The following is a 24,417-nucleotide window of genomic DNA, read 5'->3' on the forward strand; positions in this document are numbered from 1 at the left end:
ACATCGTATGCGCCGAGGGATTGTCCATATACAAAAAAAGAGCCCCGAAGGGCTCAAGCAGATTTCTTTGCATTGTAATCTTGCACAGCCTTTTCGATTACGGCCCGTATCTCCTGTTCCGTCACATTTAAGCCCATTACCCGCAGCCTACCGATCACATAGTCCGCGGCCTCCTGTAGCTTCTTATCTCCTTCGAAGTCCTTAAACACGGATTCAGCGTAGGCAACTGCCTCTACACCTACTTTGTGCAAAAACTCCCGATCCTTGACCGATGTATTGGATACGTAGTATTCCGATGCTTTCTTCTGTGCTTGTTTCAGAGCGCTTGTTGCAATGGTAGCCAATAAACCAATCAGGGCCGTTACTATGGTTAACACGTAGGGTTGAGCTGCTTCAATTAATTGTTCCTTCATTACTATCACTCCTTATAGTTTAGGGAAAATGTCTACCCGTTTTGGATTACCCTTGTCCCAAAAGATCCGCGCTCCAAGTGCAGTGGTTAGTGCACGAGCTGGTACATGACCGATACCGTTGATGTTTACCGTCTCTACCGCGTCGCCGTTGATGGTAACCTTACCGCCTGTATATCCGATCTTACCGCCAAGCATTTCACCGATCGGCCGGGATGGTACAAAGGTTACATTATTGATGCTATAGCCAACAAAATCTTGCTTTCCTACGATCACCTCAATTTCTGGGCACGTTGCTGGCTTATCGGCTGGTTTAGGAGCAACAGGCGTTGGTGTAGGCTGTGTATCTGGTCTCGTAAACGGTACGCCTACGTGAGCGCACAATCCTTTGGCGATGGCTAGAGCAACATTGTTTTGGAAGTCGTTGTCAAAGAGCGTTGCTTCTTCTACCGCGTTGCTAATAAATCCGACTTCAACCAGGACTGCATCCATTGTTGTGCTGCGTATAACTTGGAAGTTACCATAAGCTACGCCGCGGTCTCTAAGCCCTGTAGCTGCTACCATATGCTTGTGTATGGTGTTAGCAAGGTTCTTGCTGGTAGGACGCATATAGTACGTTTCTGTACCTGTTGCATCTGGATTGCTGCTGCTATTCGCATGGATAGATACAAAAGTATCTGCACCAGCTTTGTTAGCGATAGATACACGCTCTTTAAGTTCCAGGAATACGTCTGTACTGCGTGTAAGAATCACCTTTAGTTCAGGATTATCTTTTAGAAATGCTTCTACCTTAATAGCCATAGTCAAGTTAAAATCCTTTTCCTTTTTCCCTGTTGGCCCGAGTGCTCCCGGGTCCTTAGCTCCATGGCCTGCATCAATTACGATTGTCTTTTTCCCCATCTCGTTGTCCCTCCAGTTGTTGGATTTGTCGGCATCTTGGGCAAAGGTAGACGTCGCCCAGAATAATAAAAAGGGCCGTCTTGGCCCCTTCAGAAAGTTTGGCAAATCTTCGTTTGGCGTGTTCGCATCCCATTCAATCCCGACCTCCTGCATGATTAAATCTATCTTGGATTCCATTCGCATCATTCGTATATCTTGTTCCTCCGTCAGCAGCCAAGGAAGCCACTTTCGAAGTAGTCTTTTCACTTTCTTTTGCTTCAGTATCAAAAATATTATTCCGGCTGCCGTTGACAGCGAAAGCCCGTTCTTGATGATCTGTTCTGCTGCTGAAATTATAAAGTCGTACACTGCTGTCCACCGCCGGGTATAAAAACTTGTCTCGTGCTGCTGGGCCAAGTAACCATAAAACCATATTCAAAAACTCTGGAGATACCGCACACTCTCGGCTATCATCATCCAGCTCTATATATTCCATCGTGTAACCCCCATAAAGAAAAGGACCACCGAATAAACGGGGTCCTTAATAAGGTGTGTAGTTAGTAATCATTACCACTCGTTTCCAATATAGAATCAGTCTTTTGCAGATAAATTGAATTCTTGCATAATCTGCTTACGTGCTTTTTCACTAGCCTTTTTAAGCGATTTTTCCATTTGATTTGCCTTCTGTTCCGTTGTACCACTAAGCTTCCTAATTCTACGTGCCGTTTCCTCTCCCTGTACTTGAGACAACCGACTAAATTGTTTTCCAGTCAGCTTGTTACCTTTAAGCGTCTTACCCGGTACACGTGGTGCCAATGTTTCATCTTCCGTTTCAGTAATCAGATTAACCACTTCTTGAGCTTCAGGTGACAGTGTATAACGAGATGGGAAACCAGGATTCAAATATATGTTAGCCAAGCTTGGATTTTGATAATGCTTTTGTTCTTGCCCCAAAGTGTCAAATTTCTTAGGCAACTTTTGCGCCAGTCCAGGTATCTTAGCCTGTGCTTTGTTAAGAGATTGTTCCAATTTATTTGGCGAGTAGGTTTCACGCTTGTTGTTATCCTGTGTCTGCTTCACCTGATTTAATATAGTAGGGATAAAAGATGAAGGAATGTCAGACAGAATGTCGACAATTTTATCTGTTGCAGTCTGTCCTGCATAACCGGATGCAGCATCAGCAAGTCCTTTCAAGACTGATTGTTGTTGCAAAGTATTTATACCGCCAGCAAAGCTATTGTATCCAGCCGCTAGTGTTCCGAGAACAGGGCTTTCATCGGCCTCTTTCTTATCATTCACATTCTTATTGATATTAGCACCCATGGATATAGCAATGGATACAGGCTGCATCCAGTCGTAGGTATACAGAAGATCGTCTTCTTGTAACTTAACATCAGACTTAAATCCAGATTCTACGAAGCGACGCAATGCGGAAAGATTCACTTGATATTGTCCTTGACCGGCAGATTGTTGTAATGCTCTGATATCTTTATCTTTACTAGCTTCACCTGTAATAATGCCTTTGTCCATCAAGAAATAGCCCATGCCCATCATTCCGAACGTTCCTACAATGGCACGTGACAAGGATAACATCATTTCTCTTGGATTAGACTCAGCATAGCGAATGCCTTTAAACAGAATACTAGCACTTCTTATGAATCCAGCTGGACTATATTCCAAAGATCTCATAAGCAATGCACCAGGCGTATTCGGATATTTCAATACCAAGTCTCCAATCCCAAAATCTTGTTGAAAATTAAGGCCTCTCTTAAATTTTGATAATGCATTTGATATTGCGTTCTTATCTTGGAATGTAACATACTTACCGTACTGGTCAGCTATCTCCAATATATTTTGGTCGGCACGATTAGTATAGTCTTGTACATATTCACGTGTTGGCTTAATGCCCTTATTCTTAGCATCCAATGTAGCCATTTCACCCAAAGTGTCATTGTACGCTCTCATATATGCTGCATTGTCAAACCCTCTCAATGAGGCCCCAAGAGTCTTTTCGAGATATGTTAAAGGGTTGTATTTTCCTTTAAAAGCCTGCCCTGATAGGTCATATTGTGTCTGTAAACCGTTTATGTTAACACCTTTCCAACCTGCCTTTGCTCCCTCCATCCAACTTCTCCAAAACTGACCCTGGTTATTGGTCTTAAATGTGACATATCTTTCTTTTCCAGTAATTTTAGAATGAACCCAATCAATAGGTGTAGCTATAAGTTTATTTAATCGTTCAACACGATAAAATAATTCATTTCCAAGCACGTTTCTCACCTGAGTCTTTGGATTAAGCAATTGTGCCATAGTTTGAGCGGAACTAACTTTTTTCCAAAAACCAGGTTTGTCCAAGGACTGTAATATTACTTGCAAATCCTGAGAAGCAATACGCTTCGCATCTCCAGATAAACCAGATACTTTACGAGCTAGAACCAACAAGGATTCAGCTTCATTGTCCGTTAAATTTTTCTCGCGGATTATCTTTTCAGTTAGTTTCTCGGCTCGGCTAATGGTATCCTGACTAACCTTCTTAGCTGATAGTTCAAAGGCTTCTTTAGACCGCGCATATAGACCTTCTAGGCTTGGTCGAATGCCTTCACCGAACTCTTTCACCATTGCCTCTGACCATTCCGAGAACTTAACTACATTTTTAGCCATCTTTGCAGCTCCGACAATAGCCTGATCAGCCCATACATCCAAAGGCAATGAACTAATTTGAATGCCGCGTGCACGCAGCCGTTCCCGTGCTGCTGCTTCTTGTGCATCCAGAAACTTAACTATATTATCGCGCACACGCTTATCTTTCATAGCTGGTGGTCTACGTGGTGGTGTTGGTTTGACCTTTCGACTGGATTCTTTTACGAACTGTTTGGATTCCTTGATGAAACGAGTAAGATGCTCCAACTCAGCATCATTCAGCTTTTCGCCAGCCTTAGCACGTTTCAAGATATCTACAACATCATTAGCCAGCCCTTTAACGCCAGTCATACGTTGTGTAGTCTCTGCTAGATCAGTCATTTTAGCTGCCATGTCATCCGTGATTTTCACTTTTGCCGCTTTGGTAGGCAACTTCTCATTAACGCTGTTAGCAAGCTTCTGAGCACGTACAAGAACGCCTTCTGGCGTTAATCGTTCAAACAAGGAAAGGGCCTGGATAGACTGCCCTGCATTGGTTGCTTCTTCTGCCACTTTGTTGGCGATATTAACCGCCATTTCATAATTTTTTTGCTGGTTATAATGGTCAATGAGTCGTTGTGCCGTTGCGGCTTTTTCAGCAGTAAAACGAGAGTCATCCAAAACATAATTCGTTGCTTGCCGAACATCCTCTGTAAGTCTGCGGTTAGCCTGCTGCACCGTCTCGGCATTTGTAATAGGTCGATACGTAGAATCAAGCCGTTCCGCAAACTCAGCCGGTGTTTTCTCAGACTGCCGCAAAGTGCTTGCGAATCCACGTTCTACTGAGTCAGCTTGGTTGGGTACTGACACTTGAGGATCAGTAAGACGAGAACCTCCAGGTGCTTCCGTAATATCAGCAACACGATTAATAGGCGGTTCATTAACAGCGTTTAATTTTGCGTTAGCTGCATCTATTCTTGCCTGCCGTACTCTCATGAATTCAGGTACAGCAGGATCGTTTATATTGAAGTTTTGTTGACGGTTAATAGAAGATCCATTAACCCGTTGAATTGGTTCACGGCTTGCTCCTGGAGCTGCTCCCACACGTTGAACAGGAGAGGAAGCTTCCCCAATAAATGTTGAATTACGGCCTGCTGGAAGCCCTAAAGGTTCAGGCTTCCAATCTGTAGGATTAACAATAGCATCGTCTCCACGCACCAAGTTAGAGCGCTGTCCAGCTTGCGCCATGCGTTGATCGCCCCGCCCAAGAGGAAGGGCTAATATATCGTCGGCAACCTGATTTCCCTTTATTTTAGAGAGTGCAGTGCTGATTCCTTTTCCTACAGCAACGCCACCAGCACCTAATCCCCCGCCAAGTGCCGCACCAAACGCAATGTTAGCTGGGTCGAATGTTTTATCACGAAAAGTAACGTCTCCCAATTCCTGCGCTGTGGTATCCAATGCACCTGCAGCGGAACCGATAGCAACTGCTCGTGTAAGGTTGCTCGAGTTTTTAAGCAGTGGACTCAAAAGTTTGGCAGTACCTTTGCCGATAGCTGCACCAGGAGGAATATAACCAGCAAACTCACCCACTTTGTACGGCGTACTTTCTGTTGTTTCCTTTAGTATAGGCGCCAGGTTTTCCTTTCCACCTGGCGTAAGGTTAACAGCCGCATTTGCAAGCCCTTGGGTGGCGCCAAATGTGCCAGTATCATAAGCACCAGCAGTGAACTTAGAAACAGTTCTATCTGCGGACCATAAGGAGTCTAATGCGTTATCAAGCGGTGAGTTTTCGATATTTTCGGCATACCATTTTTCATAGGCATTCATAGGCTGTATTTTTGGTGTTACATTCTGGCCCGTAGTTTGTTTGTATGTTTTGGTAGCGCTAGGATCACCCATAGCGGCCCGAGCAAATGTTGAATTCTCAATAAATCCTGGGCCAATCGTTAGCGATGGTGGCAGTTTAAGACGGTTATTTTCTCTGTTTATGGCATCTTGTTGTGCGTTAGTAACAATGTTTTTTAATCCATTACCCATGAAATCTTTAGCTATAGGATTCGTTACATTTCTTAAAGTATCTGTAATTGCTGGACGGGTGTCTGGTATTAATCCCATGTCCATTTTTAATCCGTCATATTTACCAGCGCTCACGGGCTCTGCTGTTTTTATAGGTGCAAGTTTGGCTTCGCGGTACTGTTGAATTTTGCTTTTTGAAGGATCAGCAGGCGCTAACCCCATTGCTTTTCTCAACTCGTCATACTTACTCACCTTGTTCACCTCAATACCATTTATTTTTATCCCAGAACGCTAATGCTTTTTCAGGTGTGCCGTATCGGTCTTTAATATATTGAACTCCTGCTAATGCTTGTTGCGTTGGGTCGTTCCAGTTCACACTGTTACCGCCGTAGGATTTACGCGTTCCATCCAAAAACTGAAAAAGCCCACGGGCTGTGGACTTCTGATTTTTGGCATTTGGATTAAAGCTAGACTCCCGAGCAACCAATTCAAGTGTAGGTTGGAGCCAGCTTTGCGGTAGTCCTTTTTGCTGGAGTGCTGATGCAACGGCAGAACTAGCGACAGAGTAATTACGTGGATTCGCCTTTGCGTCCTTAGTTGCTTTGTAATAATTATTGTAGGCCCCGGCGCCACCGGGGCTCATCAGTTTCCCGAAATACTTTTTTGGAATGTCTTAACATCTTCGCTAGTTACCCCGTATTGGGCTAAGATCCCATCAATCTGGCTTTCGTTATATCCACTCGCTACAGCAGCGGCAATTACATCATTCTTATTTAATACAACACCTTCATCATCCCTCTTTACAAGCGGATTAATGTAAGATTTAGCGAATGCCTGTGGCGTCATATTTTGTGCTGCTTCCTGTGCTCGTTTAGCCTCGGCATCCACAATACTCTTATCCTGATCCCAACCTAAACGATCCCTATCTAGGGCTAATGAAGCCTGCCGATATGATTGGTTATTTGACTCTTGGAGTTTTTGCAGAGCATAATTCATGCCGAACTGGTTAACATCACGGTCAAAGGCTGCTTGCCACTGCTTATCTGTAATCGCATCCCGTGCCACCTGATAAGCAAAGTTTTGATCATATTGACGTACACCTTGGTTATACTGTGCTGATTGCAAGTTCTGCGTAAATGCTTGACCCTGTGCCGCTAGATCCTGCTGTTGTGCTTGCAGAGTGCGGATACCAGGATTAACAGCGCGTGCTGCAGTAGAGTTTACATTGGCTGCGTATGCATTTGGATTAACCCCCATAGAAAGAAGCTGCGCCCGTAATCCGTCTGCCTGCGCGCTGTACTGCGCCCGTTGCTGCGCGGTGACTCCCTTAGCCTCTGCTTGCTGCTTGAGAGATAAAATATTATCTACAATCCCCTGCGCTCCCTCAGGCATGTAATTGCCTGTTAAGCCAGCTTCTGTGACTTTATTGCCAAAGCCGCGTTGGTCCTCGCCTTGGTACATCTGCGCCAGTGTACCCATGTTAGCCAGCTGCTGTTGCTCCTGTGCCTGCTGGTTTTGATAGCGTTGGTAGGCCTGACTGACCAGTGCTGGAACAACCTCTGTTGAAACACGTCCCATCTGATCGGCTGCAATTTCGTCAGCTCGGTCTGTAGTAATAGTGCTGTTCAGGATGCCGCGGCGGTTCATCTCAGCCATGTTCTGATTCGTCCCAGTCTTAATATTCGCCTGCGCCCGTTGTAACGCTGCTTTGTACTCTGGATCAGATTCAACGTCATAGCTGAATGGTGTAGACTGTCTGGTAGCTATCTGTTTCATCAGGCCCATGAGTTCAGACCCTTGCTGTGTGTTGGCGCTCTGTGTGTTAATTGGCTTGAATGGCGCTGCCGTTGGCTGTGCCTGCGTAGTAGTAGGTGCCTTATATCCCAGGTTGGTGGTCAGGTACTTTTGCTGTGCCGATGTATCCAACCCTGCCGCCTGTCGTTGCTGTATGACCTGTAAGGCACGCTGTGTCTCGTTCTGCTTGTATGCAGCGTTACTGGCTATACTAGACTGGTTCTGTGCAATCTTCTTCTTTAATACTCCCTCAGCCGTGTTATAGTCTGCTCCACCATTACCAATCTGTAATTGTTTTGTGACCGCCATAGTTTCACCCCTTTGGGCATAATAAAAGGACCCCCATATGAGAGTCCTTAGTGATTATTTGGTTGAAGTTGCAAGCTGTGCTTCTAGCTTCGCGATATCTTCATCATACTTAGCTATTTTTTCTTTGTACTCAGTGATTTGTTTACTATTTTCCTCTATCGCCTCTTGTGCGCTGGCTAAAGATTTTTTCCTGTTTTCCTGAGTAATCGGGTCATTACTAGCTGGAAGATTAGTTAATTCGTCTATCCTTTTGTTGTATTTTACTTGACTATCCTCTGCGCCTTTAAGTGAATTTTCCCAAAAAGATTTATAACTCTTTATAGAAGTTATTCTCGCTTCTAAATTTTGGATGTAAATCTGACTGTTTTCAGATTCCTGCTGAGGTTTTTTTTTCGTTTCCGCCGGTGATTTAGCACTAGCTTGAGTTTGAGTTTCTATCTGAATTGTTTTTCCATCCACTTTTATACCAGCTCCTAGTGAGTCAGACACAGCACGCAAAGGAACATGTGCTTTGCCATCGACTACAATTGCATTTTCAGTTAACGCACTCCCATTTACCTTAACAGTGTATTCGCCTGCTACTTTTGCTCCAATCAAAGTTTTCACTTGATCAGCGAATGCACTGCCAGCTGTTGCAATAACTGCACCAATCAGCACCCCGCTGAGTAAATAAGACCATTTCTTCACACCTGATACCCCCACATAGTAGATTTGTCCTAATTCTACCATTTTGGTTTGTCAAGTCAATGAGATTATTCAGGTGAACTGCCAGGGATAAACACTGTAGCAACGGTCCTCGTTTCACTATAGAGTTTTAAGTTTCTGGTACTGTTATCGAAGGAGGCATTTGTGATCATGTTGTTTAATATATTTCCGTTAATTTCTCCTAATTGTCTTTGTAAGTCCTCTATATCCCGAATCTGCAATCCGGTAATTCCTAAGTTTCCTGTAAAATCTATTGGTCCTTGAAGGTATGTCTTATCATCCACACTTTTAATGTATATCCCACCCATATTACCCACATGAAACCCTTCCGCATCACCATATATCGAGCCGCGCGGTGATCCATTATCCATAAATAGCAATGCCCCACCATCAGTAGCTTGACCTAAGCTAACGGATTCACCGCCTTGTGGTCCATAAGCTATCAATCCTTCCGGCGTAATCGTCACCATAGGGTATTGATCTTCGCTGGTAGCTATGTGGGCGCCGTATATTTCCCCGGCCGTGATCTTTCCCATGTCGGCAGTAATCGCAGACAACTTCTGAACATTCATTTTGATGGCCGTTACCGTACCTTTTACGAGGATATCCCCATCGACCTCATTTATATTTTGAGTATCCAGATTATTGAGCAAGTATAGTAATTCCTCAGTCTGCATTACAGCAGCATTATGGAGCTGCTTAACCAGTGAACGTAGCTGATCCACACCGCTTTGGCTTATATCACCTAAGTTCGGGTTAACCGTTTGTAGTTGCACATTAGCCATTTCTCTTGCTCACCTCTCTTATAATGCGATGTATCTTCGCTTTACCTGTGCCTGACAACTTCAAGCGGTACCATGTTTCAGGCGTGCGGACGATGACCGGGATACGAATACTTTGGATTGCACCTGTACCATTGCTAGTGGTATACACCTGATTCCACGCAACACCTTCTGTACCACCTGCATAGGCGACATTAAGCGTTGATCCGGGTTCTATGTCTGCCACGACAAACAGGCGGTTAATGGTCTTTCTGACCGTCTCGTCGTCTTCGCTGAATGGTTTGGTTTCTATACTCCAGTTGATCGCTGTTCCTGCAAAGTCATTGCCGCCAACTTTCATGATCTTGCCATCAGCCGTACCAAAGTACAGCGTCTGACCGTCCAGATAATAGGATGTAGCCACGAAGCTAACAGGCCACCAGCGACCACCCTGCATGTCGTATTTAAGGGTCACATTAGGTAATGTTGCTGTGCCCATGACCAACGATAGATATATAAAACGCCCATCTGTGCCAGCGCAACAGTTATGGGCGTATAGTGGGTTGATTTGAGCAATGTAATTTTTTATTGGATCACTTATCTTCGTAGGTGCAGCACCGCCCATGTAGTCGTAAAAACCATCAGGGCCGAGCCAGAACAGTGAATCCCGGGTTGGTACAATAGAGCGGTCAGACACACATCCTACGCCGTATGGTTGGGTCATGTTGAAGTTGGTCGAATCCTCGCCAAACAGCTTATGCATCGTGTTCTTTTTGAACAGTATGACATGGTTCGAAAAAGCTGCCAGACCGCTAGGCTTCTCGCCATCACTTGTTTCAACTGTGATCTTCCCGGTACCCACATACTTATCTGTACTTGTCCAGTCCGTAGCATCACGAAGCCCTGAGAAGGACAAGAGGTTATCACCTTTACCAGCCAAAAAGAAACGGTTAGAGTACGATGTTATGAATGATTCTCCTATTGGAGCATTATCTATTGTGGTAATGGCAACCCCATCCCACTGGCGAAGTCGTATGTCCCCATCGCTAAAAAATAGTTTACTACCATCAAAGAACATTGAATAAGGCCATGGACGACTGTTATCTTCTCCTCCAGGTTCGAATACTACCGCCCAAGAGCCACCAGAATACCTGTATAAGCCTTTGCCGTTTGTGCAATACAATCTATTGTCGAATTTAAACAGGCGGCTTATAAAGCCTGTGTGTTGGCTATGAAGTGTATGACCATCGACCACTTGAAGCGTAGGGTATAAAGCTGAATCCAGATTGATCGCTGCAACGGATTGGCTATCTTTTATTTCAATGGGCTCTGTGAACTGGTTGAGTCCATCAGCCAGCGTTACAATAGCCTGCTTTGTCTTAGTGGGTGACGAAGTCCAATATTCCATTCCATCACCCCTAATCGCTGTAGCGGTACAATTCTGTATCCCATGTGACTGTCCCGTTGTTGGGAACTGAGATTAACAGAATGTCCGTACCGCCGTTATAACTGTAATATCCGAAACTACCAGGCGCCAGTTGTCCGCTGGTTTCCTTGCTTACAACTACCTCAGACAGTTTGTAATAGGCTCCCGTATCCAAGCGCCTCAATGCAACGCCCCTTTTTTTGTTGTACTTGGTCTGCGTGGTCATAAATACAAACCAAAGTCTTTCCCCTGCTGCCGTTGGGTTACCGAAGCTTGCATCCGCATTGTTCCAACTCGCTGCTTTAATTACTGTAGGCACCAACATGCCGCTTTCTTTTGCCTCAGATAGCTTGCCAATTACACCATAAAAAGCAGCCTCGTACACCATGGCGTGACCCAAACCAGTCGGATGATTGATGCCGTTTCCCTCTTCGTTGAAGTCATTGTATTTTCCAAGCAAAGCCAATTCATCGTATATCGGATCACCTTTTATTACATCGCTGTAGGCCATAATGAGGTTAGTTATGGTCGGCGGTGTGCCAACACTGCCAAACTGTATTGCTCCAGCATGTAATGAGTCATAGCTTTTTGCGTTTAGCACCTCCACACCATTTACAGATACGACGTGTTGGTCATCGTGCACGGATACGACTACTCTATGGTATTGGGCCACTGGAATCGCTACACTTGCGTTTTCCGCTACCCATGTAGCTTGGTTACTGGTGTTAACGCTATACAGTCTTACGTAACCATTGGTTGCCCCGGCCCCGATCATAACGAGCATAGATCCTGCCGTTGGCGATATTCGATAGTACAACCATTCATTGCCTGGGTCTCCTTCTAACGCAAACTTTATATCCATGGTGATTACACCATTGTAGAATGCTCTTGTCCTTCTTAAAGACTTATTAGTCACATTTGGATTAGGAATAAGCTGGTTGTTTGAAAATGAAAAACTAAACTTATCACCCTCCCAAAAGAGAGTGTAAAGGTATGCGAAGTCACGCTCATTGTAACTTGCTGATCTTAACGTATCGTCCCATCCATCACGCAGCACCGTGAATAATCGATTAGCATCCGCTACAGCTACGCCTCTATTACGAGCAACGTAACGTGAAGCCCTAGCAGCCATAAGCGTATATTCTTGCGTCTGCGAGTTTTTAAATGGATCATTCGTCGGCAATATGGTTGGTACCACGACAACGCTTGGTTTAACGGGCCATGATTCAATGTCATTCAGTATGCCATTTAAATAGCCAGCTTCGTTCGCGTCTGACGCTTCCGAGAAAGAGTCGTTCATTCCGAAGGCGATAATAAGCAGATTGGGATTAAAGTCCTTGATGTGATCTTTCCAACTCTTGCCGACCACCGACCAAGGGCGATAAAATCCACCCGATATATTAGGCGGTTCCGTGGCTACAGCTTTGTAATTCGGATTAGCCGCGTCATTGATTCCTCGCCCACCTAAACCAAAGTTTTGAGAGGTAACCGTCACATTAGGCAGCGCTCTACGAATGAGTTTGTCTACCCTCTTAACATAGTTGTCATCCGGGTCCGACATGTCACTCACGCCCTCTGTGATGCTGTCACCCCAATAGGCTACCTTTAATGTGGCAGTCTGCACGATGGCCTTATGCGCACGGTCCAACGAACCATACGGTACAGTTGAGTAGTCACTTATAGCACGACCATAAATAGACGGTGACACACCCGTTAGGTCATTGAAGATTGGCGGGAACAGTGAATTTTCAACCACTGTCGGTGTTGCGTTTTGTTGTGCAATTAACTCAGATGCTTGTGTCACAATAATCCCCCCATGACATCCTCAATTACAGGGTAATCAGGCATTTCGTCGTTTACCTTGTTGAATTCGGCGATCATGCCGTTGTATTTTGCTGTATAGTTATTCACCATTGCTACGTCATTGAAGTTCTCGGCAATCTGTACCAAAGCCCCATAAACAAGCAGCATGTGAAAGTCACGGTCCAACTCTGGCGAGGTCCCAACGTCACTGACCGTCAATACTTTTGGCTCGTGGTTGTAAAATATCGTCATACCGTTTTTTACAGTTTTATCAGGTGTCGGGTAAATACCGATTAGGTTGTAACCAGTGAAGTAGTAAAACGGTATATTAGCTTCTTTTTTTACGTCCTGATACATGATTTCCGTCCCATTAACCAGTACATCAATAACATTTGACCGCTTAGTTGGTAGCGGGTACTCAAATACACCAGCCTGTAAATCCATAGACATGCGGTCGTTCACCTTAAACGTGGTGCGAAACAACTCAATCTGAATGCTGTTTATCTTTCGGATTACGCTATCATTGGACAATCCATGAGGGTATTTCTCTGCAATTTCATCCAATATTTCTTGCAATATCACCGTTTATCACCCCTCATATAAAAAAAGCCCCACGCGGGGCCTTATTACATACCTTTTATTTCCGTTTTGGTGCTGTTCTCGATGCGTTGGTTAACCTCTCGGGTCATTTCGTAGCTGTATTGATAGATTTCTGCAATGGCTTCCGGTACTTCAACGGACTTACCACGAGGCACCGTGTACACTACGCCATTAAATCCGATAGGAACCACCTTATCATTCGGGTTAGCTGGATCATCAGGGATCATAATTTTAACTTTTGGCATTGCCTTCAGTTGTTCCAATACACTTTTTTCAGCCGCAGCTGCTTGTCGCTCCATATCCTTCTCTTCCAATTGAATCTGTTCCGGTGTTTTCTCAGTATCTTTCGTTGCCATGTTGTTTCCTCCTCAAATTAAAAGGAGCCCGAAGGCTCCATGTATTATACTGTTGCGCCAGATTCGTACCGTACGATAGCCAATTCCTGCAAACGTAAAGCTGCGAATGCACATTTCCATGCGACTGTGTTAAATTGGTTCAGCGGATCTGCCACACCGCCGCTGCCAGCTGGGTGGACGATAATCTCAGGCTTCATGCTGCCCTCGATGTCCGGAAGACCGTAAGCGCCACGACCAAGGAAGATAGTAGCATATGCGTCATTGGCAGCAGGAGCACCAGCCGAACCAGAGGCGTATTTAACGCCATTGTCTACCTCCATGAACCAGATGCCGTACATCTTGCCCAGCATACCTTCCTCGCGGTTTTTGGTATCCACGTAAGTGTTTTGATCCTTCCATTCCTGCAACTGCATGATGTCCAGCGCGACGTCTGGATGAACCATCGCTACATAGCCAGTACCGCCATTAGGCAAGCGGATAGGCTTAACCTTGTTGCGTTTCATAGTACGACGCACCTTAAGGATATCCAGCGCTGTGATTTTATCCGCTGGCAACAATGTGCTTCGAGAAGCCTTTCCGTTTGCATAGAATACGTTCGTACCGGCTGCAACAACATCACGAGAAATAACATCAATTGACTCTCCAGCATTCTCCCCCATCAGGCCGGATGTTTCTTGCAGCAAAGGATCAAGGCCTGTCAAGTCAATAAACTCAGAAATTTTCGTCCATGCTCCATACTCTTGAACTGTAGCTGTGAGCTTTACGATATCCAAGTTTACGCCATCTGGTGTAACGCCCTCAGTCAATGCCGTAGTGTTAACAGCCAACGAGTTAAGGCGGCGGAAGCTTGTTGTCGCACCCTTGCGCTTAGGGATGTTCTTGTTTTTTTCAGCAAATTTAGTCCATTGGAGCTCGGGAATCAATCTCTCCAACATTTCGTCTTGGTAAAACTCCGCTTGTTCTGCCGTTAATGCGTTAACTCCGGTTGTTGCGTTATAACCTTGTACTTGTGTTGCCATGTTTGGTCATCTCCTTAGATTACGCGTCCACGCCTGCTGTCCCTAAATGCTTTACGCTCAGCTTGGGTCATACCGAGGTATCCACCCTTTTGATCTGGAGCATCGGCACCGAGTGAGCCTGTGGAGCTGTCCGCGTTTTGTTGTAGTTTTCGTATTGCCTCTTGCTCTGCTTGGGTTTTAGCGTTAGTTACGCGCGCCTCGTACGTAGCGAGTTTGTATGCCACGTCCAACGGGTAGCCATTATTAGCAGCAAGATTGATCACTTCGTCCTTGTACTTAACAAAGTCCGGGTATTGATCCGTATCCTTCTCCATACTGGTAATCTGAGCTTCTACCTGACGTAATGCGTCGGCTTCTCTCATTTCATTCAGTTGTCGTTCGTACTCGCTTACCTTTTGGTTAAGAGGTTGCAAGTGGTTGCGGATAACTTCTTCATCCACGCCGAGTTTGTCAGCCTCTTGCTGGATGCGTTTGTCCATTTCAGCCTGTTCCAGCGCGGCCATGTAATCATCGTGGTTATCGAAACCGTAATACTTAGCTGTGCGATCAAGCATTTCTTGATAACGCTCGGCTTGCTGGGCTTTTTCGGACACCTTATCGTAATTAAGTCCCTTTTGGACCCAATTCGGTACCTCATCCTCTGGCACAAAGCGTTCTTCCTTGTTGTACTTGACCTTTATTCCTTTGGGCTCGTCCTGTGGTGGGGAATCTTGCCCTTCTGTTTGTGTGTTAACTTGCTCGTCTACTACCTGATCGGCAGCAGTTTCAATTACTTCCTCTTCGCTATGGTTGGCGTTCGGTTCTTCGTACATGGTTGAATCCTCCTTGCTCTATGGTAGGAGCAAAATTGTATATAGAAAGGGCCTCCGCAGTCTCAGCAGAAGCCCTTATTACATGCCTATTGGCACTGGTTGTTGCATTGGTACCGCTTGTGGTGTTTGTCCCATCATTTGTTCTGGTGCTGGCTGCTGTGGAGCAACCACATTAAGCAGCGTCATGACCTGTTGTTCAGGCGTGAGTGTGTCGAACTGTGCTCTTTCCTCTGGTGACATTTGCTCGACAATCTGTTCCATCATGCCAATAATGCCCTTCTTCTCGTCCATTTCCTTCATGAGACGGTCACGATAAGGTACTGTGTTCTTCGGCATGTACTTGAGGTACTGCTCATACGTGATGTGGCCAGCACCCAGCGCGTTCTCAAGGCCGGATACTACTAGGGACTCACTGTACGTGGACGATGGCCCAACGTCGATCTTAAGCGTAAATCCTACGTTCTGATACTGAGACCCATTGAACATAGTGGCGTAATCATCGCCCTCGTCGTCTTTTAGCAAGACCTGGCGTGACAGATTATACTTAACCTTCCAGAAGTCCTCCCAAATGCGTCCGATGTCCTCTATCGCTCGATAGAATCGGCGTTTGATAGACTCGATTGGGATAGCAGCAGCCTTTTGTAGCAGCATAATAGCCGTAGCGTTAAGGTCTGCGCTGGGTGCTGAACCAGTCGCTGCCTCGTCTGCTCCGGTCATTTGTCTCGTAAATGCCATAATGGATTCGACTAAGTTGGCAGCATTAGCACTAATCGGACCCGGATTAAGGTAACTCACACCGTTCATTCCAGGTTGCGATTGATCTTCAATCATTTCCCCCGGTGCGTTCGTTATCTTACTTGGGTTAATAGCACCTGTCTTGTATACCAGTTTAGGCCATCCTGTAAGCTGCACAGACAGTATCTGCATGGCTACTAATGTGTTGATAGACTTCTGGTTAAGTATAAGCCCCTCGGTGTCTCCTATGCCGTGTATGGACTTCTTACGTCTATCCCATTGCATAACAACGATGGGATAGAGGGATAGCCCGGTTGGTGTAGGCTTCTTGATCGTGATACCAGATGCAACTTTGCAGAACATGACCTGTCCTTTTCCACGCCAGTATCGCGTGAGCACTGTCACCTTACTGCTATCATTAAGCTCCACCTTCGCCATGTCATACCCTTGATCCTGAGTGTCCTTGTCCGGTTTGATCTGCTTCGCCATGGCTGTTGATACTCCATTAGCTCTGGCATATTCCCGTACACTGTCAATGGGTTCACGACTGCTGATAATGATGTATGGCTGCTTTTGTACATTCCTTTGTTGCGGATTACCAAAGAACACATTAATCGGATCAAGGACCTCACCCTCCATCTCTCCAATGTATGGGTACTTGTTGCCACCCTTAACGCTGTTATCCCAGTAGTAATGCCAGATGGCTGTGCCTGTGTTGGCTGCTATGTCCAGCGCTTCCTCGTTCAACTCATCCTGCTTGATGCGTTCCCATGTAGCCTCACTATTACGACTAAATAGTTCGCCTGGGTCGTCTTCTTGTTCAGACTGCTGGTCGTCAACCTCTTCAAGAGAGAAGATCATCTTGATCTGCTCAGACATGACGTTTGCAACCTTATGAGTCTCGATCATCTTGATTACGTTAAACACAGGCCGCGGTAGATGCTTAGTTCTCTGTGTAGCAGCAGGCCACTGGTCAGACGCTTTGAACCGCTCATACTCAGGCCATTTATCAAGAAAGCCCATCCTACGGAAATAGGACAGGCCATCTTTATATTGCTTCTCCAGTTCTCCAGCCAGCTTGTCAACTGTCTGCTGCATGCTTATTCACCTTCTTTCTTGATTGAGCCGTAAAGGTACTCAGACATTAGGCTCTGCACCTCTTGCTGTTGCGCTGGTGTGAGCGGTACTGGCGGCTTTACCTCACCTATCAGCTCGCGTAGTTTGGCGTTAATGAGCTGCTTTGTTTCTTCTTCCAAGTCAGGTAGCTTGAGTAGGTCGCCTAGCTTTGTCGCATCATCTACCATCCTAAGTAGTCACCTCCTGCATTATTGTCATCATTACGGAACGGGAATGGCGTTGGGGGTGCCGATGCCTCTGGTAATGTTCCGCTAAAGTAAATGAACCTGTGCAGCGCCTGTGACATGGCATCCACCTGATCATCATGTTTACCATTCGGGAAGCTTGCTGCTTCTTCCACAAAGTCATGTATCCATTCAACTCCACGCGGTATAAACACGTTACCACTCTCGATATAAGCAGATACTGCATTAACCCGGGCTACCTTACCACCCTCTGGATTAACAGGTATGATACCGCCTATTTCGCTGTGTAAAGTGGATATGATAGCTGAACCGTTGGCTTTGTCCTCTATCAGTTTCCAAGCAGCGTCAGGATGCTTTTGATGGACGTTCCTGATGGTCTGAATTGTAGCCATGAAGTTCATACGAGCCCGTACCTGGTCAATAAGGTACATGTTAGCCCTACTCTTGCCCCACACCTGAATAACCACATAGTCGCTGTCATCGTTGTCCTTAAACGCAGCATCAATACTGATAAGCTTGGATGCCATCGGCGGCAGCACATCGTAATATTGCCACCATTGCCGCTTAAGCATGTTACCCTCTTGGCTGGTTGGTCTGCCTTGATACAACGCATTAAATGATGATGGATACTTTTTACGCGTTTCGATGAAGTCATAGCTATATCTCTCAGGCCACAACGGATCGCCAGGATCACGGCCTAACAGATCACCTTCCTCAGCTTCAAGCGGCAGGTTAACCATGGTCATAGGTAATGGCTCACCATATTCGGGATTCTGTAATCTCCCAATCAAATCATCTTCATGCCAACGAGTCATGATAAAAATACAAATAGCACCCGGATGTAAACGTGTAGAGAATGAGTCAACCCATTCATCCCACATCTTATCCCGGTACACTTGTGAATCTGCTTCTTCACGGTTCTTGATCGGATCGTCGATAATCATAAGATCCGCGCCCTCACCAGTCACACCAGCGAGAATACCACGTGAGATCATACCACCTCGCGTTCCGTCTATATCCCAGTCAGATGAAGACTTGGATGTCGGGCTGATCTTAAGCGAGAACATATCTTCACCAAGTAATTTCATCTTCTGTAGATTTTTTTTGCCAAACTTAGACGCGAACGTGGTGTTGTATGATCCCTCGATGATCCGATCATTTGGAAAATGTCCCAAGTAGTAGCTAGGTAATGTCTCCGTTATCGTCATAGACTTGCCATGTCGTGGAGGAATAGAGAAGCCAAGGTATTGATTCTCCATAGGAATATTGCCCTCTACCATAGCTTTCTTACGATCTATTGTATCCTGAATGATTTCACATATGAACTCGCCGTGCCTGCTGTCCTTGTATAATCCACCATGTGCATATTTAACGTAGTCATAGTAGTTACTCTTGGCTGATTCCTTTTCTTCAACCTCAAGCAGTTGTAGAAGCTCCATTTCCTCGGCGGCGGTTAAGCTCATCAATTCTCGCCCTCCGTTCTTCCGCGGTCAGGCTGCTTAAGTCCTGATTCGTGTTGTTGAGTCCACCAGATAAGCCCACATCCTGTTTATCTTGCCAGCCGTAATTGTTTTTTAGGTTGAAGATAACGCCTGCTGGATTCTTTGTGGTAAGCAATGTTTCCTCGGTGAAATTCTCAATACGTGCCTTTGCTCTTTTTACCGTGAGGAAAAACTCTTCCCTATCTTCGTAGTTCAACAACGTTTTACGGTCTGTTTCTAAGTGAACTGCCAAGCCAGATATTGTGAATGGTTTTACCAAATGCTTCTCCACATTTCCATGGCGATCTAACGACGGTGTCCACGTTTCTTTTCCTTCTTCATTTATTTCACGTGTCCATACTTCTTCATAGCATGACTCAAAGTAGCTATCTATCTTAGCTTGAAGTTCCTCAGCAGACTCGAACTTAAGCGGCCTACCTCCTGGATGCTTATCTTCTGCCATGTGTTACCTCCTCTCTCCCGTGTACCTTACTTTACCGTCACCTCTCGGTGTTTCGGGTTTAGATTACGGGATGCTTTATTCAACTGCTTCATATGTTTGCTCAAATATATCCGGCTTACATGGATAATACTCGCCTTTCACGCCTCTAATGATATAGTCGCCTAAATCTGCTTGCATTGTTCCTTCCAGCGTCTCAATCTCGATGTATGTCCTGCCTTCAGGTGTTCCGTTTGGTGCAGTAGGCACTTTCAGAAATGGAACATTCATAAACTTGGCTATATCCATGCTGTTATGTTCTTTGTCTACCCCGTGCTTGCAGGGTATCTCTTCGGTCACTTTAAACTGAACAGCATCAATCACCACAGGTTTTTTACGATACTTTGCCAACTATATCCCTCCTTATAGGAAAGCCCTCTATACGGCCTCCACTTCGCTAAGTATTTCGGTCGACTCGATGGCCTTCGGCAAAAACAAAAAGAGCAACGGTTACCCGTTACCCTCTCTGTACAGATATCATTTTTGATGTGGACAAGGGACTTTCACCCTTGTATGATCACTCAGTTCTGCGTCACTCGGATTGCGTTATTGGCTCCAACAATAGATATTGGCTGACTATCACTTAGTTGGTAGGTACGACGTTCCTTAGCGTCTATCTTCCGCCACCACATCATCGCTGCATTAATATGTGCGAGTTTTAACGAGTTCCCTTTCTCAGAGCCGGGCTTTGGTATTAAGCCGTGCGACAGCAGCACCCTACACCCAACCATTCACATATCCATCATATTGTGAAGAAACAGCGTGGACAGCGACTGCGCAAATAGCTACCGTTGCCCATCGCATATTTCCTATACTACTATCTTAGCAGGTTCTCACATGGTTTTGCGTGCAAAAAAATGCGTAAATCATGCAGGCTCCCTGAATATCCACGTTGGATCAAACATGTGATCAAAGTTTGTAATTTCCATTTCATCCTCACTTAGCGGCTCAAGTGCAATGGATAATTTACGTATAGACTCAGTATGCAGGCGTGAAATAGTGCTGGGGTCTTTATGCATCTTTGTCGCTATCTCATGCAATGTTAATGTGTTTCTGTCCAGATACTTTTGATTGATGACCATTTGCTGGTCGTCACTCAGAACCTCGCTGACTGCTCCTTTAACCATACTTACAATGCGTGCATACCTCAGCCCGTCCAATGAACCATGCTTAATCAAGCGATTAGTCGATAAATTGGCTGTGTTTGGCACCAACTCGTCACGGCTAAGAGCTACTCGACACATTCTCTCTGCATACTCATATGATCTAAAGTCTTTCAACAACTCAGTTACCCTGTCCTTTTTCATGTTATTCCCTCCTTCAACTCTACTAATGGCACAAAAGCAACCTCTCTGTACCCTTCATGCAGTTTGTATTCCTCGTATAAGTGGAATGATGGCTTAGTCCAACGCCCAATACTCCAACCTCGTCTATCAAAATCGAAGTAGACCAGCAATGAACCTGTTGCCTCTTCATCCTTTAAATCAATCATCACAGCGTATGGATGCTCTATTCCCGGATGATTAAACCAATAATGCTGCATCACGCTTTTATCACGTTTAAGCATTGATAGAAAAGGCAGCCGTTAGGCTACCTCTCCTTTACCAAATACCATTGCTTCTAGCGCCGTGAGGCGTTCCTCAACTGTCTTTCCTGCCACTTGCTGACCAGCGTCCCCTTGAGCCAGTCCGTCTGCATCCTCTTGCGTTTGAAACTGCGTAGGCAGTTCTACAACGTCTGCCTCTTCCACACCGCCAGGTTGTGCCAGATCCTCATGAGCACGTTTTTGTTCTTCGGCTGCTCTTCGAAACTGATCCGCTTGTTCAGCGGTCACCTCCCGGTATTTACCTTTGTCTAACCAACCAAAAGTAATTTCTTCGGCTGTCTCTGCCAACTTAGCTTTAAATTTCGATCCCTTATTGTCTACTTGCACTACATCGTAAATAGCTGGCAACGACTCTTTATATGCCTTAACAGCCTCAGCGAGTGCGCCAGATGTATTGCTGTTTATCACCTTTGTTGCAGCAGATGCACCAACAGCAGCTTCAGCACGCAGGTCATCAATATGGCTGTTCAAACGTGCGATTTCTTGAGCTGCTGCATCCCGTTTCTGTCCAAGGTCTACAATCTCTTCTTGTGCTGCTTGCAATTCCTTTTTAAGTCCATCCGTTTTTTCATACAAATCATCATATTGCTTTTGCAGATCATCGCGTTCTTTCTTAATGGCTGCCGCTTCTTCTTGTGTACGTTTGAGCTCCTCAAGGTATTTTGTATCACGATCAGACATCATTTCTTGCACTGCAATTCTAAGGACTTGGTAAGCCCCTTCGTTACTGCAAAGCTGACGCATTTTCATGCCATCTACCTCAAGCCCGTCCAGTATATAAGCAATTTCAGCATGCGCTTCTTCTTCGCGCTGGCTATATTCAGCTAGTCTGGCATCCTGCTCAATATCTTGTTCCAAATCTGTAATATGCTGCGTAAGTACTGCCACCTTGTTCTGGTCTGCTGCTGCAAGTTTTTGCTGTTCCGTCCGTAATTCATACCGCAAATTTTCTAGCTGTTGTTGTTTGTCCACCTGTACACACCTCGTTATCCGATTATTTTCATCTATTTACTACGATTATACCATATATTGTGCCGTTATAGTACATTTTTCGCACTATTACACAACATTTCGTATGTGGTTGTCACTTGACTATCTCAAATATTCACGTATGGCAACCATCACAATTGCGTATATCAATAATGCTGCTATTAAGTCCATGTTAAGCTCCTATTTGTTTATCCGGTGGTTTGCCTATGAATCTATGACCATCCGTTTTAAACCACGTAGCAGGCTCGTAGAGCCCTTTTAACTTGCAACCTAGTATTCGGTCATCCGTGACAAACAAAACGCCTATACGAGTCCCAGAATCGTCCATAAGGGTATATCCGTCCTTTTGGTTGATCCAACATGCTATCATGCTGCTTCTACCTCCCATACTTTGATAACGATTCGTGGTCGTTCGGAATAATACTTACGTGTGACTAAGGCGACAACTCGGTTATCATCTTGCCAAGCTATTTTATTTAGAGCATCAAAAATTCCCTTGACACAATTATCAATATCAGGCTTGACTATAGGGAATATTTTTCCTTTAAGCGCATCATCTCTTTTCTTCTTGCTCCAGCGTTGTGGTACCGGGTAATAAAACCCTATCTCTGTTCCTACAGGTCCTGATAACGGCTTATCAAACTCCTTTCTCGCCAAGTAACCAATCTTAGTTTTGTAGGTGAGGTAATTTTGTGCTGACGGGTCTTTCCACTTGCTCCGCTGCGTCATGCGAACTGCACCCATTGGCGTAATGTTTACCTCAAACGTTATCATGCCGCACCTCCATGCTCTGACTTTTTGGTCTTGTCCAGTTCATGAACTACCCTCGTTTTAGGTATACCAAGCCTTTTAGCGATTTGAGAGCGTGGTACGCCTGCATTTGCTTGATGTCTAATATATTCGCTTATCTCAGGGTCTAACGGCTCGTACAAGCTTGCTATGAGTCTGTTAGGCTCAACACATGGTGTGTCATATCCAATCATTCGCGGTGCTCGTGGTCCTTTCTTTTTCTTCGGCTGCTTCTGCTCCCTGATAACTCCACCAGTACGATAGTATTTTTTCATCATGCTGCCTCATCCTCCTGTGCTTTCTGTGCTTTCTCCCACTCTAACTCTGCCATTCCTCTACGCATGAATTCGTCCCAGTCTTTGTCCATTAGGTCATAGGGGTCTATTGGATTCATGGGGTATCCTCCAGTGGGGTTTCATAGATGTTTCCAATTACCTCACCCTTATAAAGACCATTTTCCATATCACCACGCAAATTGTAAGCGGCTCGTGCATAAACAAATCCGATATCGTATTCAACAACAGTTCTTTTTTTAGGCTGTCTTTCTTTTGGGAAATATGCACCATCGCTATAATCAAGTTCTTCTACAATATCTCCCTCGTATATCTCTTTACCGTTACGGTCTTTTAGTCCGGTGGAGTCCTGACGGATGAATCTACCCGGAAACATGCTTTCATGGATGATCGTTCCGTTCTGCCTTAATACAAAATCTCCTGAAGGCTTTATAAACAACTGCCCGATACATCCTACATGTGCCTCGTTAATATCCTGCCAGAAGCATTTACTTTCTGTGTCCCATACTCTATATGGTCTACTCACTTGTATCCTCTCCTTTCAAAGCTGCACGAGCGCATTTGCCGTTATCGTAATCCATTTCAGCTACTCTGAATGGTCCTTTTTGCCTCCAATTCTCTCGGTTAGCATAAAACTCCAGTACCTTATCCTTAATCTCTATCTGTTGTAGGAGGTAGGATATATACTCAATCGCCTTTTCTCCATCGGCATGAATCCATGTCATTCCCTCGTCTTCTTGGGTAGCTTCTGCCAGCGCTTCCCGTATCTCTTGTATCTTCTTATCCATGGTTTACCACTCCCTTTTCAATAAAATCAGCAAATCCATTAATTAACTTGCGGCATTTATCTACATCAAACATACCAATATGAGTTTCCGCCTTTGGAAGATTCATAAATTCGCTAAGTTTTCGATATGCTCCATGACGGCTCATACGTCCTTTTCTCCAGTACGGATCAAACAGTGCGTGAGCCTGATTTCTGAGTTGTCTAAGCTCCTTGTTAGCCAATGTGCCAAGCGGCACCTTAGAGCCTTTATGCGTCCCTACATAAGCGTCACAGCTTGTACATTTCCAGATGTTACCGCCGTAGTCGCGACCATAGAATTCTTTTGTCGATACGCAGATTACTTGGCTACCGCAATAGTTACATTTTTCAATCAATCTATTCCTCTCCTTTCTCTTTAGGGGCT

The 24,417-nt window shown here is 45.1% G+C and carries 28 protein-coding genes; all 28 read right to left on the reverse strand.

All coding sequences use genetic code 11. The features are described from left to right. Positions 1–53: 53 nt before the first annotated feature. Positions 54–413 carry a phage holin, LLH family gene (locus G9G54_RS13540; RefSeq protein ID WP_165178450.1) on the reverse strand — a complete coding sequence of 120 codons (360 nt, stop codon included), beginning with the start codon at positions 411–413 and terminating at the stop codon, positions 54–56. A gap of 12 nt (positions 414–425) precedes the next feature. Further along, positions 426–1,463, reverse strand: a complete 1,038-nt coding sequence (locus G9G54_RS13545) for an N-acetylmuramoyl-L-alanine amidase (protein ID WP_238808027.1) — start codon at positions 1,461–1,463, stop codon at positions 426–428. Beyond that, positions 1,444–1,785 carry a hypothetical protein gene (locus G9G54_RS13550; protein ID WP_165178452.1) on the reverse strand — a complete coding sequence of 114 codons (342 nt, stop codon included), beginning with the start codon at positions 1,783–1,785 and terminating at the stop codon, positions 1,444–1,446. Before G9G54_RS13550 ends, G9G54_RS13545 begins: the two co-directional genes overlap by 20 nt. A gap of 95 nt (positions 1,786–1,880) precedes the next feature. Then, positions 1,881–6,179, reverse strand: a complete 4,299-nt coding sequence (locus G9G54_RS13555) for a hypothetical protein (protein WP_165178453.1) — start codon at positions 6,177–6,179, stop codon at positions 1,881–1,883. Between the two features lie 10 nt (positions 6,180–6,189). Beyond that, positions 6,190–6,570, reverse strand: coding sequence for an aggregation-promoting factor C-terminal-like domain-containing protein (locus G9G54_RS13560; RefSeq protein ID WP_165178454.1), 381 nt, complete (start codon positions 6,568–6,570; stop codon positions 6,190–6,192). Beyond that, a complete protein-coding gene (locus G9G54_RS13565) occupies positions 6,570–8,030 on the reverse strand; it encodes a hypothetical protein (protein WP_165178455.1) in 1,461 nt (486 codons plus the stop codon). Before G9G54_RS13565 ends, G9G54_RS13560 begins: the two co-directional genes overlap by 1 nt. A gap of 54 nt (positions 8,031–8,084) precedes the next feature. Next, complete coding sequence (locus G9G54_RS25650; protein ID WP_238808029.1) at positions 8,085–8,717, reverse strand: stalk domain-containing protein; 633 nt, start codon at positions 8,715–8,717, stop codon at positions 8,085–8,087. Positions 8,718–8,782: 65 nt separating this feature from the next. After that, positions 8,783–9,520: a hypothetical protein gene (locus tag G9G54_RS13575; protein WP_165178456.1), complete on the reverse strand. Its 738-nt coding sequence runs from the start codon at positions 9,518–9,520 to the stop codon at positions 8,783–8,785. Beyond that, positions 9,513–10,904 (reverse strand): hypothetical protein, encoded by a 1,392-nt coding sequence (locus G9G54_RS13580; protein WP_165178457.1) that lies wholly within the window; start codon positions 10,902–10,904, stop codon positions 9,513–9,515. Before G9G54_RS13580 ends, G9G54_RS13575 begins: the two co-directional genes overlap by 8 nt. A 10-nt stretch (positions 10,905–10,914) precedes the next feature. Next, on the reverse strand, positions 10,915–12,726 hold the full coding sequence (locus G9G54_RS13585; RefSeq protein ID WP_165178458.1) for an SGNH/GDSL hydrolase family protein: 1,812 nt from the start codon (positions 12,724–12,726) through the stop codon (positions 10,915–10,917). After that, on the reverse strand, positions 12,723–13,307 hold the full coding sequence (locus G9G54_RS13590) for a phage adaptor protein (protein WP_165178459.1): 585 nt from the start codon (positions 13,305–13,307) through the stop codon (positions 12,723–12,725). Before G9G54_RS13590 ends, G9G54_RS13585 begins: the two co-directional genes overlap by 4 nt. Positions 13,308–13,351: 44 nt before the next feature. Beyond that, entirely contained in the window at positions 13,352–13,681 is a 330-nt protein-coding gene (locus G9G54_RS13595; RefSeq protein WP_165178460.1) for a hypothetical protein, read from the reverse strand. A 44-nt stretch (positions 13,682–13,725) separates the two neighbouring features. Continuing rightward, entirely contained in the window at positions 13,726–14,700 is a 975-nt protein-coding gene (locus G9G54_RS13600; RefSeq protein WP_165178461.1) for a N4-gp56 family major capsid protein, read from the reverse strand. 14 nt (positions 14,701–14,714) lie between these two features. Next, positions 14,715–15,512, reverse strand: a complete 798-nt coding sequence (locus G9G54_RS13605) for a hypothetical protein (RefSeq protein ID WP_165178462.1) — start codon at positions 15,510–15,512, stop codon at positions 14,715–14,717. A gap of 78 nt (positions 15,513–15,590) precedes the next feature. Next, complete coding sequence (locus G9G54_RS13610; protein WP_165178463.1) at positions 15,591–17,345, reverse strand: portal protein; 1,755 nt, start codon at positions 17,343–17,345, stop codon at positions 15,591–15,593. Between the two features lie 2 nt (positions 17,346–17,347). Continuing rightward, positions 17,348–17,551: a hypothetical protein gene (locus tag G9G54_RS13615; protein ID WP_165178464.1), complete on the reverse strand. Its 204-nt coding sequence runs from the start codon at positions 17,549–17,551 to the stop codon at positions 17,348–17,350. After that, positions 17,545–19,032 (reverse strand): phage terminase large subunit, encoded by a 1,488-nt coding sequence (terL, locus tag G9G54_RS13620; protein WP_238808037.1) that lies wholly within the window; start codon positions 19,030–19,032, stop codon positions 17,545–17,547. The genes G9G54_RS13615 and terL overlap by 7 nt, the downstream gene beginning before the upstream one ends. Next, the gene (locus G9G54_RS13625) at positions 18,986–19,513 is read right to left on the reverse strand and encodes a terminase small subunit (protein WP_165178465.1); all 528 of its coding nucleotides are present in this window, start codon (positions 19,511–19,513) and stop codon (positions 18,986–18,988) included. Before G9G54_RS13625 ends, terL begins: the two co-directional genes overlap by 47 nt. A gap of 75 nt (positions 19,514–19,588) precedes the next feature. After that, positions 19,589–19,900, reverse strand: coding sequence for a hypothetical protein (locus tag G9G54_RS13630; RefSeq protein ID WP_165178466.1), 312 nt, complete (start codon positions 19,898–19,900; stop codon positions 19,589–19,591). A gap of 515 nt (positions 19,901–20,415) precedes the next feature. Next, the gene (locus G9G54_RS13635; RefSeq protein WP_165081285.1) at positions 20,416–20,856 is read right to left on the reverse strand and encodes a hypothetical protein; all 441 of its coding nucleotides are present in this window, start codon (positions 20,854–20,856) and stop codon (positions 20,416–20,418) included. Next, positions 20,853–21,116, reverse strand: a complete 264-nt coding sequence (locus tag G9G54_RS13640; protein ID WP_238808039.1) for a hypothetical protein — start codon at positions 21,114–21,116, stop codon at positions 20,853–20,855. The genes G9G54_RS13635 and G9G54_RS13640 overlap by 4 nt, the downstream gene beginning before the upstream one ends. A gap of 18 nt (positions 21,117–21,134) precedes the next feature. Beyond that, positions 21,135–22,127, reverse strand: coding sequence for a hypothetical protein (locus G9G54_RS13645; protein ID WP_165178468.1), 993 nt, complete (start codon positions 22,125–22,127; stop codon positions 21,135–21,137). 190 nt (positions 22,128–22,317) lie between these two features. After that, the gene (locus G9G54_RS13650) at positions 22,318–22,515 is read right to left on the reverse strand and encodes a hypothetical protein (RefSeq protein WP_165178469.1); all 198 of its coding nucleotides are present in this window, start codon (positions 22,513–22,515) and stop codon (positions 22,318–22,320) included. Further along, on the reverse strand, positions 22,512–22,919 hold the full coding sequence (locus G9G54_RS13655) for a RusA family crossover junction endodeoxyribonuclease (RefSeq protein ID WP_165178470.1): 408 nt from the start codon (positions 22,917–22,919) through the stop codon (positions 22,512–22,514). The genes G9G54_RS13650 and G9G54_RS13655 overlap by 4 nt, the downstream gene beginning before the upstream one ends. Then, a complete protein-coding gene (locus tag G9G54_RS13660) occupies positions 22,916–23,212 on the reverse strand; it encodes a hypothetical protein (protein WP_165178471.1) in 297 nt (98 codons plus the stop codon). The genes G9G54_RS13655 and G9G54_RS13660 overlap by 4 nt, the downstream gene beginning before the upstream one ends. A gap of 112 nt (positions 23,213–23,324) precedes the next feature. Beyond that, the gene (locus G9G54_RS13665) at positions 23,325–23,753 is read right to left on the reverse strand and encodes a YopX family protein (protein WP_165178472.1); all 429 of its coding nucleotides are present in this window, start codon (positions 23,751–23,753) and stop codon (positions 23,325–23,327) included. Continuing rightward, entirely contained in the window at positions 23,746–24,015 is a 270-nt protein-coding gene (locus G9G54_RS13670) for a hypothetical protein (RefSeq protein ID WP_165178473.1), read from the reverse strand. The genes G9G54_RS13665 and G9G54_RS13670 overlap by 8 nt, the downstream gene beginning before the upstream one ends. After that, positions 24,008–24,388 carry a zinc-finger-containing protein gene (locus G9G54_RS13675; RefSeq protein ID WP_165178474.1) on the reverse strand — a complete coding sequence of 127 codons (381 nt, stop codon included), beginning with the start codon at positions 24,386–24,388 and terminating at the stop codon, positions 24,008–24,010. Before G9G54_RS13675 ends, G9G54_RS13670 begins: the two co-directional genes overlap by 8 nt. Positions 24,389–24,417: the final 29 nt, after the last annotated feature.

This window comes from Paenibacillus sp. EKM212P, assembly GCF_011066115.1.
Classification (GTDB): domain Bacteria; phylum Bacillota; class Bacilli; order Paenibacillales; family Paenibacillaceae; genus Paenibacillus; species Paenibacillus polymyxa_B.